This window comes from Lishizhenia sp. (genome assembly GCF_033720595.1).
In the GTDB taxonomy this organism is placed as follows: domain Bacteria; phylum Bacteroidota; class Bacteroidia; order Flavobacteriales_D; family Crocinitomicaceae; genus Lishizhenia.
On the sequence record NZ_JAWWCF010000103.1, the window covers coordinates 1 to 10885 of the forward strand.

The 10885-nt window shown below is 36.1% G+C and carries 11 protein-coding genes; 3 read left to right on the forward strand and 8 right to left on the reverse strand.

What is annotated here, in order from left to right; genetic code table 11:
• The 8 genes from R3333_RS08620 to R3333_RS08655 form a co-directional block, all read right to left on the reverse strand.
• Window positions 1-653, reverse strand: a 653-nt coding sequence (locus R3333_RS08620) for a hypothetical protein (RefSeq protein ID WP_318958384.1), incomplete at its 3' end; no start/stop codon positions are given.
• Window positions 654-830: 177 nt separating this feature from the next.
• Window positions 831-1718, reverse strand: coding sequence for a T9SS type A sorting domain-containing protein (locus R3333_RS08625; RefSeq protein WP_318958385.1), 888 nt, complete (start codon window positions 1716-1718; stop codon window positions 831-833).
• Between the two features lie 239 nt (window positions 1719-1957).
• Window positions 1958-2977 carry a T9SS type A sorting domain-containing protein gene (locus R3333_RS08630; protein WP_318958386.1) on the reverse strand — a complete coding sequence of 340 codons (1020 nt, stop codon included), beginning with the start codon at window positions 2975-2977 and terminating at the stop codon, window positions 1958-1960.
• Between the two features lie 192 nt (window positions 2978-3169).
• Entirely contained in the window at window positions 3170-3766 is a 597-nt protein-coding gene (locus R3333_RS08635) for a CHAP domain-containing protein (RefSeq protein ID WP_318958387.1), read from the reverse strand.
• A gap of 70 nt (window positions 3767-3836) precedes the next feature.
• Window positions 3837-6467 carry a T9SS type A sorting domain-containing protein gene (locus R3333_RS08640; RefSeq protein WP_318958388.1) on the reverse strand — a complete coding sequence of 877 codons (2631 nt, stop codon included), beginning with the start codon at window positions 6465-6467 and terminating at the stop codon, window positions 3837-3839.
• Window positions 6468-6599: 132 nt separating this feature from the next.
• A complete protein-coding gene (locus R3333_RS08645; protein WP_318958389.1) occupies window positions 6600-7718 on the reverse strand; it encodes a lipid II:glycine glycyltransferase FemX in 1119 nt (372 codons plus the stop codon).
• A gap of 212 nt (window positions 7719-7930) precedes the next feature.
• Window positions 7931-8467 (reverse strand): hypothetical protein, encoded by a 537-nt coding sequence (locus R3333_RS08650; protein WP_318958390.1) that lies wholly within the window; start codon window positions 8465-8467, stop codon window positions 7931-7933.
• A gap of 507 nt (window positions 8468-8974) precedes the next feature.
• Window positions 8975-9430: a helix-turn-helix transcriptional regulator gene (locus R3333_RS08655; RefSeq protein WP_318958391.1), complete on the reverse strand. Its 456-nt coding sequence runs from the start codon at window positions 9428-9430 to the stop codon at window positions 8975-8977.
• 593 nt (window positions 9431-10023) lie between these two features.
• Between R3333_RS08655 and R3333_RS08660 the strand changes: the two genes are divergently transcribed.
• From R3333_RS08660 to R3333_RS08670, 3 genes are all read left to right on the forward strand, one after another.
• Window positions 10024-10176 carry a hypothetical protein gene (locus tag R3333_RS08660; protein ID WP_318958392.1) on the forward strand — a complete coding sequence of 51 codons (153 nt, stop codon included), beginning with the start codon at window positions 10024-10026 and terminating at the stop codon, window positions 10174-10176.
• An 8-nt stretch (window positions 10177-10184) separates the two neighbouring features.
• Window positions 10185-10505 carry a hypothetical protein gene (locus R3333_RS08665; protein ID WP_318958393.1) on the forward strand — a complete coding sequence of 107 codons (321 nt, stop codon included), beginning with the start codon at window positions 10185-10187 and terminating at the stop codon, window positions 10503-10505.
• Window positions 10506-10517: 12 nt separating this feature from the next.
• On the forward strand, window positions 10518-10885 hold a 368-nt coding region (locus R3333_RS08670; RefSeq protein ID WP_318958394.1), incomplete at its 3' end, for a hypothetical protein.

Here is a 10885-nt window from a genome sequence, read left to right on the forward strand (position 1 = left end):
AGCGTAACGGAATATTCTGTTATTTCTTCAGAATTACCTTGTGCCTGAACTTCTTCTAGCAATTCAAAATCTTGGCCATCGTAAAGGTGTTCCACCAAATAGGATTTAGAATCTCTTTCTACAGCAGTTGACCATTCAAAGGTAATATCTCCGGTTTCTGAGGAACGTATATCTGTAGTTAACAACTCGGTGTAGAGTGCAAATCCTGGCAAACAAACCTGATCATAGGTTGCGAACATTTTCCCAATAGCAGTAATAATGATATTGTTGCACAGTAGGGTGATTGGGGTATCGCTGGCACAGCTGGTAGAATTCGTGGTGAGTGTATCGGTTTGGGTAACCCCCGAACATGTATCTAAAGGCAAGGCAAAGTAACTTGTATTGGGAGCTAATGCTGCGTTACATTGTAACTCAGTATCAATGCTATGTATATTACCAGATTTATAATTCCCAGTGGATGAAATCGTGTATTGAATATCTACGGTAAAATCATATCCGTTGGTACATGGGTTTTGAGCTGGGTTTACCTGTAAAATGGTAAAATCAAAAAACAACATGTAGGTATGATTGCTGGCCTCCACCCAACACTGTGCACTCAAATTATAGGAGAATAAGAGCATGGGGAGGCTTAATGCGAGTATTAAGCGCTTCATAGTAATAGTTGTAAAAAAGGTTTAGAATATCAATTTACAACAATTCCCCTTGAAATAAAAAAATATTAGTTCAAAAACTTAAGCTACACAACTGTATACCAATACTTTACACTAAACTAAAACACCCGTTGAAATATGTAAAATATATACTCTCTTCGAATCTTATTATTCAATCAATCACATATAAATAAGGCGATAGCTATTTCCTTGGTCGTCTTTTAAAAAGTATAACCCTTTCTCTGTATTTTTTAGTTGAACCTTTATTTCATCACCTTTTTGAAACAAAATATATTTTTCATTTCCTATCAATTTCCCCGTACTATCATAGATATTGAAGGTGTTTAGTGCTAAATCTGTATTTGGTAGGGAAAAACCTCCATCCGCAGATGGATTTGGATAAGGGTGAATATTATTGGCAGATGACTTTTCATAACTCATTAATTTTAAAAAAGTAGTATCGCCGTTTAAATCAATTTCAGATAGCTTAAAATAATGTATTCCTACCCTAGCCTTGGTTAATGTACTCTGGTAATAGGTCTGTATTTCTGAATAACCTTGTGCTTGTACTTCCTCCATCATCTGCCAATCCTCTTCATCGTATAAATGCTCTACTAAATAACTTCTAGTTTCTGATTCAGTTGCGGTTACCCATTCTAAATTTAAGTCTTGGTTTTCATGGGTAATATCAACACTTAATAAACTTGTACTTAACGGTACGGAGGGGATACAATAAATATATTGAGAACTTACCTGTTTGGCGTTGATATGGAGATAGAAGCCATCACACAATAAATCATTTGGAGTATCTGAATTACAATTGGTTGAAAGGGTATTGAAAGAGCTCGTTAAAATTTGTCCACTTGCAGTATCTAAAGGAAGAACAAAAGCACCAGCTCCGGTAGCCCCATAACAATACAATTCAGCATCCATCGCTAAAATGTCTCCAGCTGTATAACCGCTAGTGGCAGTAATAACATAGTCTACGGCCACCTGAAAATCATAACCATTATTACAATTACTTTGAAGAGGAATAACTTGTACCGGGTTGAGGTAGACATTCAACATATAGCTTCCATTGTTAGAAACAATCGTACACTGAGACCATAAAGAAGAATAGAATCCACCAAGAATTGGGAGGATAAGTAACGGGTATTTAATGTTTAGCTGTTTTCTGCAAAACCCTGATATTCATCATGATTCTACAGGTATACTTAACAAAAATACCTGCAACAATTGGTGTTTTTAAAAACAGTTAATAAGCGTAGGTGTTCGATTAATATTTAAAGAAAATGGGACCTGCAATACTAAATTTTAACAAATTTCACGCTTCTTCCCGACGATAGTAAGATAAAGTATACGCCTTTTTGAAATTCAGAAAGCTCTAGTTGTATTGTAGAATCATTCGCCTTCAATTCAAGAGAATTAATATCTATTTGCTGTGCATTAGCAGTAGTAATTGAAACTACTTTATCTCCTTTTTCTATGCCTAGAATTTTCACCTTATCCGTAGCTGGGTTTGGAACAACCGTTAAGTTCCGTTCGGGTCTGTAGTTAATGTGTTTAAGGTCTAAAAAAGTGGTATCACCATTATTGTCCACTTCTCTTAACTTGTAATAATAAACTCCTTCTGTATAGATTTTATCATCAATAAAATAATGTGACTCCTGATCGGAACTACCACTCGCCTTTACCGTATCTACTAAAACCCAATTTTGATTCTCTCCCATGCGTTCAATTAAAAAATGACTAGCATTCTTTTCTGAAGCCGTTGTCCAGGAATAAGTTGCATACCCCGCGTCCACGGAAAGGTCTGAATACAGAAAACTCACATCAAGTGCGCTCGGTATTATCGGTGGACAATCTATTGTTTGATAAGGAATGTCATCACCATCTCCTCCTCCGTAATAACTAATATTTAACGTCGCTGTATTACAGTTTAAATTTTGTGGACTAGCATTTTGACAATTTTGATTGATATAATTTTGAGCGGTAGTCGTTGTACCTACTCCGCCTGTCGAGGGAACGTGAAAAAATAAATTCGTGTTACCACACGTTAGGTTTCCATTAAGATTGTCTAATCCATTTGAGGGAAAGTTTGTACCTGTATAGGTTACATTATACTCTATATCGACGTTATAATTATATCCATTTGGACAAGGAGCAGAGCTTAGAACATTTACATCTATAAGCGACAATGAAATTTCAACGGTGTAATCACCTTTGTTAGATCGGACGGAACATTGAGAAAAACTAAATTGTACATGGATGAAAATACCGATTAAAATAGATAACCCCTTAATTTGTAATTTATATCCTTTGACCATTTAACTATGCACGCATTTATTTTGAGTGCAAAAATAGTCCGTGAATTATTCACAAAAAAGAAGTTAAACCGTTAATAGATTAACAACATCATCTATAAGACAAACTACATTCAATCAACTATCAATACTTTCACAAGTACATAAACGGTACATTAACAATCAATTAAAGGTGATCTATTCAGAAAAAAGAGATTATTTCCTTCTTAAATACCCTAAAATGCCAACCGCTCCGATGGTGTATTTCTCATTTTCAAAATTCATAGGGTAAGTGCTTCTACTCTGCGTTCCCGTATTTTGTTGAACGATCTCAATTTCATCTTTACCAACATGTGCAACGATGGCTACATGACCGTAGGCATTAAAGATGGAAGCGTCGAAAACGATAAGGTCTCCTACCTTCGGAATATTGACTGAGGGATGGTTGAATTGGAGTAAATCTCTATCCGGATTGAGTTCTGCATCATCGATGTTTTTATTAAAGAAATCCTTAGCATGACCATAAGAGTTGGGCATTTTATGATTGTAACGTTCGTAGTAGAACCGCTTCACAAACTCCACACATTGGTATTTCAATCCTAAATTATATCCATCTTCCGTTGTATTTCTCCCAGAAACATTCCCCGTACTCCCGTTGTAATACACCACTACGTTCTCATAGATATCTAGTGTATCACCTACTTCATAATTCTTAAAGACCGATAAGGATTTCAGGGTGTCTTGATGATAAAATAGAGCAAATACACTTCCTGTAATGCAGGTTACAACGATGATTTTAAGTAAGGTTTTCATTCCTCTAAAAATACAAATTCAGTTGAACAATTTGTGACCTGACTTAAAAACATTTAGCATTTATTACAACTTATTTTTCAATTATCAACCGCTCCTCCCATCGCTTTGTAGGCGTACTTACCCTTAACACATATACACCCGGAGTTAACTCCGTTGCTAACTGAACTTTTGAAGAATTAGAAAACTCTTTTTGGTAAACAATACCTCCCTTGATATCAACTATTTCAAAATTTACACGCGAATAGGCTTGCGGTAATTCGCAGAAAATTACACCTTGGTTGGGATTCGGATAAATGCTAATTCTCGGTTTATCTACATCATCGACTCCTGAATAATCTCTGATATATTGTACACAAGCACTGGTATCTATACATCCTTCCAATTCTACTACTACAGTATACAGTCCACTTGTATCGGGAGCATAGTAATAATCTGTTTCTCCAGGAATGGGTGCCAGACCGTTGTTGCAATCGAGCCATTGATAGGTATAATCAAATGTATCTGCAGCTACAAAATCAATTATTCCTTCCATATAATTAAAAACTTGTTCTGCCTCTACCTCTATTCCCGTCCATTTAATACGACTCTCAACCACACTGTCGCAACCATAAATAGACTGTAAAGTATCTAGAAAGATTCCCTCTACATTGGAATAATTGATATTTCCAACTTGGTAAACTTCATCGTTACACAGAGCTACACTGTCTATTTGGTAATACTTTGGCCTCACTTGCAAATCGTACATTACGATACTATCATTTCCATTAACATCTGTGTATGTTTCTAAAGCCGAAGAAGAATCAGTATAGTACATCCCTCCTATCCATACACTATCTCCAAAACAAATGGGTAATTCTTCAAAATTAGGTTGATAACCTAAGCCCAAAGTGTATCGTTGATAGTTCAAATTACTATTTGTTGATAGCAGTTCTCCTGAATTGTTTCCATTACAAATTCCTGATACAGTGGCTGAATTATTTAACCAACTGTTTCCATCTAAGCCGAGCAAGTTAAGGTTAGAACAAGAACCTAATGCATGTTGACTAGCATCCTCCCAGTTTAACCCTACTTGAACTTCAATACTTCCATTTAAACAATTGATCTCCCAATAATCTAAACTACTCACCGCTGCGGTAGGTGTTGTAAAATTGGACAAATTTCCAGGGTTATTTCTATAATAATTTGCACTGTAATTTTGATTAGAGCTTGCTGGCAAAAGTCGTATTGGCGCATAAACTCCAGCACTGCCTAAAGGAAACGTGAAGTTTTGTGTATTCAATTTAATGACCTCACCTTTCACATAACTTAAATTATTGGCTCCAGTGTGCGTTGCCTGATCATTAAAAATGAGAGAAAGAGAGTCGCTCATATCCAACACACCTTCTATTAAGGATAGGTTTTCCATTACTTTTAGATGAACAAAGGGTGTTACTTTTCCTGAAGGTTTATCTAGGGTTAAGTAGTTTAATGCCAAGGTATCATCCGTTCCAGGATAAAATATATTTTGAACCACTTGGTCCCCATCTCCATTCAAGACCAATCCTTGACTGTTTAAACCTAAGCCATTGGTCATTTTAAGGTTTCCGCTTACGTAAATTGGGTTTTGCGTGTTTTGCTGCAGGGACGTATCCGATAGTATTCCTACATCGTTAAATTGAAAATGACCACTCCCGGAAACATATACCCCATTCAAAAATCTAAAATCATCACTTGAAATATCTATTACACCTTCACTCTCTATTTTACTTATATCATTGGATCCTATATCGTTATGAAAAAGCAACTCATTGTTATATACAAGGATACTATCCTCTGGATGGTCCAAATCAATTAAAATATTCGTCATAAAAGAAGAAGCATGTGTTTCTGCGATGTTCAAATTGAAAAAGACGTCGTTCGAGGCATTGTTAATAATGGCTTTATTAAAATCTCCATAACCTCTATAAAAATCAAGGTCTACAGTACCTGAATAGTTTCCACTCCCCTCCACTTTAAAGGTATCCTGAAAATATACAGATGCCCAAGTGCTAACTTCAGCTGTTTTGAAATACGGCGAGTAATTTCCCGAAGAAACTTCATAAATCGTATTCCCTGAATTATTAAAATTGGCACTCTCCACTGCAATACCAGAAGATTGTTGTGTATTTCCATTGGCTACTCTCGTAAAATCAACATTTACCACTCCATTCAGCACAGTCAACTGTGCGCCATTTAAAACAAGTAAAGTGTCTATCGTAGCATATCTGAGTTCAATCTCAGCTCCTTGATCAAGTATAAAATTACCCCCTGAAGTATATTGAACAGAGTTTAAACTCCCCGTTGCTTGATTTAAGAAATGGATGTTTCCTTGCACGTTTTGTATCGTAAGGTTATCTGAGTTCAAAATTACGGAAGACCCCACTCCTGAACATAGCAGGGAGCTGCCTATGCTTAGATCCTCATTAATGGTCAATACCGCTCCACCCAATACTTCAATAGAGTTTGGAACGAAAAGAGAAGTACTATCTATAAAAGGTGAAGCCCCAACTCCCGTGTAATTAATAGGGTCAATCTCTATATCTAGTCCATTCAGCGGCCATGCTGACCAATTTGAGGGGTTATTCCAAACAGAATCTACATTTCCGGTCCAATTTTGGGCAAATAATGTGTGCGTAGAGCCAAATAAAATAAAGATTGCTAAGCACGTAAATAGAGCTTTCATAAGGGGATGTTTAGGTTTCAGTTTCTCACTAACAAGAACTTATCTAAACAAACGGTTAAAAATTAAAAGTAGTTGGTATTCACTAAAAATAGTTTACCATTATTCTTTATCCCCCTAAAAACTATACTACAATTAATTATTATGAAAACTCTTGGCTTGGATTTCTTTGGCGCGGTATATCTTGTAAGCGCTTTCTTGTAAGGGATAATCCCAGCACCCCATGCGGTGAAAAAGTTCTGCTCCAAAACCGTGTTTAAACCTGAAAAGCCCTGACATAGGATGCGACGGATAAGGATGTGGAGAGGTCCCAAACATATCATACTCTATACAACCTGCTTGTTTGGCTCTTTGTATAGCTTCCCATTGTAATCTGTAGGGCGCCATTAAACCTCTGTGCTTAGCGGTTGAAGCTCCAAATAAATAGGTGGCTCTTTGCTTAGAAATAACAAAAATCATGGCGGCTAACATTTCCCCCTTGTAACTCGCCATTAATAATTGCACATCACTTTCTTCCTCTCTGCCCTCAGCCTCCAAAACAGTTCTAAAAAAATCCTTGTCTTGCAATTGCATTCCATTGCGTTGAGTAGTTTCTGTGTACAGAGCATACCATTCATCCAACATTTCTACACCGTATTGTTGAACCTCTACTCCTTTTCGTTTAGAAAGACGAATGTTATAGCGTGTTTTGGGTTTCATCTCTGCTAAAAACTCCTCCTCACTTTGTTGGAGATTAATGAAAAATGTGTTCGAAGGGAGGTTGTCGGTTCTGCTTTTCAACAGTTTACCATATGCTGTGTTCCAGTTGAGACGGTACTCTTGCGTTTTATTTTCGGGTGGACCTTTCCAGTATTGATTTTCATCGAAAAACTCATCCTCTTTACTCCACAAATTTTCCCAAGGCAAATCATAGCGCAAAAAGACGCAGTTATCCGGTAATTGATCTTTAATTTGCTCAGAAATCGTTTCTAAGAAATAACCATAATTTTCTTCTTCAGGAATGAGGTTTGGACCATAGGGTACGTAGGCAAAACATGCATCTGAACCAATGCTGTATAGATAAACAATCAAATCTTCTACATGTGTTTTGTTAGCATCGCCAGATACATACAACAGTTCATCACTTACTTTGATTTCAAAAGCCACAGGTTGTGCACCCTGTCTACTTTTAATTTCAGCCCAGATAGGATCTTGTGTTAAAATATTATTTGCCGCTACTTCTTTTATCGCTTTCGGTTCAACCGAACATTGCATACCCGTCTCCTTTTTGAATTTTGGCGGGCAAAAGTACTGTACTTAAGATAACTGAGCAACCATAGGCTATTGAGTTTCTTTATGAGTCTCCAAATATTTATAGACACAAGTAATAGAAACAAAAATTCCCTCTCTCCCGAGGGAAAGAAGGAATCTTCTCGTATCAACATAGCTTTACAAAGGAAGTAAAGCACTCCGTTATTTTTATGGTCTTACTTATGAATGCGCTCAACACTTGTAACATCATCCAATCCATGATAAAGAAAACTCACCAAGTGAAGCATTTGATCACGTCCCTTATTTTGTCCGAATTTAGAAGTAAAAAAGATGGATACTGTTAAAACAATACCAGCAGGTATCACCCATAGCCAACTCGCGTCATCGTATTGTTGATATTTTACCAAACTAAAAATACCTCCTATGGTTGAGAGGATAACGATAAAAGCATAACAGAACATGAAGAACAACCATACAGAAGGTTTGGGTCCCAATAAACAATGTACCAATATATCCTCCGAAAACTCTTCTTTTTCTATTCGTACTGAGAGTTCTGGCGACCAATAATGTTGTTCTGCAGTGGGTATTTTTAAAAAGATATAATGTCTAGATTTTGTCGTAACCACCGTAGGATCACCTTTGGCTTTATCCTCCAAATGTTGCAAGGCTTGATCGGGATCGAGGTCTATCTTTAATTCAAAACGCGGACGAATTTCGCCCAAAACAGAATGATCAAAACGATTAAAAGCCATAGTAGTTTTATAGTGTGCGGATTAAAAATAAGAGAAATCATAAAAGAGTGATTGCTATGAGATTAATTTAGAATGGGTCTAGAAGGGATATGTGTCGATTTTATATATACCGGACTTAGTTGAATGAGATTCGCTGTCTATCTTCTCAAGAGGTTTTCAGGATTACTGGCGTGATCCTCTTCGCATTGGTAGTACCCAAACATAAAAGTCCATTTCGATACTGCGTATCGCAATGACTTTTTTCATTTTCTGCCTTACAAGAATGCAATTCTTGACTTATTATGAAATTTCAGGATTACTGGAGTGATCCTCTTCGCATTGGTAGTACCCAAACATAAAAATCCATTCTGATACTGCGTATCATAATGACTTTTTTCATTTTCCGCCTTATGTGAATGCAATTCACAGCGGCGTAAAACGAAAAAAGTCCTTCACTATTCGTGAAGGACTTTCTTTTGTGACCCGTCAGGGTTTAAAATACTCTCTGTCTGTTAAGCTGTTAGCGCCCTATGCTCGTTGGGCACTCACACTATTCCACACACTTTCTTGTAAGAAAATGCCAGCTGGTGAAATAGCGTTATGAAAATTTGACTCAGCTTTTCCAGTAATCATGTGCTTTAGCATGTCTCGTAAGTATTTGACTTCCTGTTCCAAATGCTCATTCTTACTTTTTATCGCTTCAAATGCCTTTTCTGTCCAATTTGAATTTTTTGGACTCACGCTCTCACTCACAGTTTCCTGCTCTTTTGGGAACATTTCTCCTTTTCCTCGAAATAACCAATCTTCACTGCAATTCGTTCTCTCTATAATTTTTCTATATGTGCTTTTATGTGCTTTCGTTAAACCATTTTCAATTCTTGAAAGCCCTGCTGTACTCATTCCAACCAATTGACAGAAGTCTGCCTGAGATAAATTCAAATATTTTCTAAGCTCCGAAACCCTAGTATTTACTGTATCTTCCATGTATCATACATTTTAAATTAGTACTTTTCTTGTATTTTCAGTTTGATATATGACTTTTTCATATATCTTTGTGTTAAACAATTATCTGTTATACATCAATTCGCATATCAAATATATGTATTTCAGATTAAACTACAAGTATAATTTACAAAGTTTAACATGAGTGCTATTAATTATTTAACTACTTCAACTGCTGAAATCTTGAAGCGACGTTTTAAAAGGTTCAAGACTAAGCTCCAAAAAACTCACAAATTAAGTTTAAAAGATTTCGCTGAATATGTTGCAAAGAACGAGCCAAGTTTCAACTGTTATGAAGGATATGAATCAATTCGTAACGTATGGAATGGAAGAACCTCAAACCTTAGACTAACAGAATTACTAACCGAATACGAAAAACACCTATCCTAATGGAAAAGCTCTACTACATAGCAGGTTTCGTATTATTCCTTTTCACCCTGCTTACATCAATTCAAATCCAACATAAAAAAGAACAGGAAAAGCAAAAACAGTTGCGCGCAACAAACCTTCAACGTTGCTGTGAACTTGAAATTGATTGCGAATTCTGTCCTAACAACTGTTTTAAAGATTAAATCATGAATGACTTACTTCCTTTATCAATTCTCATTAATGCCATACTAGGAGCTTTTGTTGTAATACTTAGAACGGCTTCATTTGGAAGAGAAATACATGTAAAAGCACTAGAAAAAGAAATAAAGCTACTTAAAGAAAGACATCACATTAAATAATTGATCCAATGCCACACATTCCGTACAAATACAATTTGCATTCTTTATTAAGAAATCTATCTCAAGAAGATTATGAAATTGCCATGGAATTTCTGCCAGAAATTTGCCAAGTAACAAAAAGAACCTTTATAGACTGGATTTACAGAAAAGCGTTCGTAAGTAAGGATATTCCTAGCGAATCTGTACAGAAAATGTGCGTGTTTTTCGAAATTGAAACTCGTGACTTTTACAACTCGCCAGTGTGTAAAGATAAATTGAAAAACAAGTTCAAGAAATTTAAAGAAAAACACCTTGTTTCTCTTTCTACTGTAAGTCAAAAAACCACTTAAAAATCAAGCGACATGTTTAAAGTAAATGGCTCCACAAAAAGTGGGGGTAGGTATTATATGGCCTATGAATTTGAGAATTGGAACGATGAAATCGTTCATGGAAACATTGTAAAAGACTCTATTACTGATTTTTACAAATCCTACTTTGAAATTCTATACACCTACTCTTTGCAATGTGCAGATAAAATAAGAGTTACGGCAAAATACAAGCAAAAAGCCCTTCCTGAATGGATGTCTTCATTACTTAATCATGATCCAACACTCATGGCAAAAAGGATTAAGGAGAATTTGCATGAGCTCTACTTCAACGACTCCTACATACGTGAGAAAATCACATGCTTTTCATACGCTATCAACAAACAACGAGAGATACTCGAAAA